The organism is Pandoraea bronchicola (genome assembly GCF_902459805.1).
Classification (GTDB): domain Bacteria; phylum Pseudomonadota; class Gammaproteobacteria; order Burkholderiales; family Burkholderiaceae; genus Pandoraea; species Pandoraea bronchicola.
The window spans coordinates 1-764 of the sequence record NZ_CABPST010000031.1 but is presented as its reverse complement, the minus strand read 5'-3'; the positions used below and the strand labels follow the sequence as shown (position 1 = coordinate 764).

Genomic DNA, 764 nt, shown 5'->3' with positions numbered 1-764 from the left:
TGGCTGGGCCTGATCGTCGGTGTGGCGATCACGGCCGCCGCCGCCCTCGTCATCGGTGCGATCACCATGCGTCTGTCCGGCCACTTCCTGCCGCTGGGCACGATTGCCTGGGGCCTGGCCTTGTACTACCTGTTCGGCAACCTCGAGTTCCTGGGCAAGTACGACGGTCTGAACGACATCCCGACCATCAACCTGCTCGGCATCGAGCTGGCGAGCGGGCGTCAGATGTTCTACCTGATCTGGTTCGTGGTGGTGCTCGCGGTGGTGTCGATCAAGAACCTGCTCGATTCCCGCTCGGGCCGTGCCATTCGCGCACTCAAGGGCGGCGGCGTCATGGCCGAGGCAATGGGCGTGAACACCGCGTGGATGAAGGTGGTGGTGTTCGTGTACGCGGCGGTTCTCGCGGCGATCTCGGGCTGGCTGTACGCGCACTTGCAGCGCGCCGTGAACCCGACGCCGTTCAACCTGAACCACGGCATCGAGTACCTCTTCATGGCCGTGGTCGGTGGTGTGTCGCATGTGTGGGGTGCGGTGTTGGGCGCCGCCATCCTGACGGTGCTCAAGGACTACCTGCAGAACATTCTGCCGGTGCTGCTGGGCGCCAACGGCAACTTCGAGACCATCGTCTTCGGCGTCCTGCTCGTGCTGCTGCTGCAATATGCGCGCGACGGTGTGTGGCCGTTCTTCGCCAAGATCTTCCCGGCGCGGCGCGTTGCCAAGGCACCGGCGCAGGCCGAACCGCTGGGCCATCGCGCCAAGCCGGC

General features: G+C 65.4%; 1 protein-coding gene. It reads left to right on the top strand.

The window, feature by feature from the left end:
- A partial coding sequence (locus PBR20603_RS24010; protein ID WP_150561957.1) for a branched-chain amino acid ABC transporter permease occupies positions 1–764 on the top strand: 764 nt, incomplete at both ends.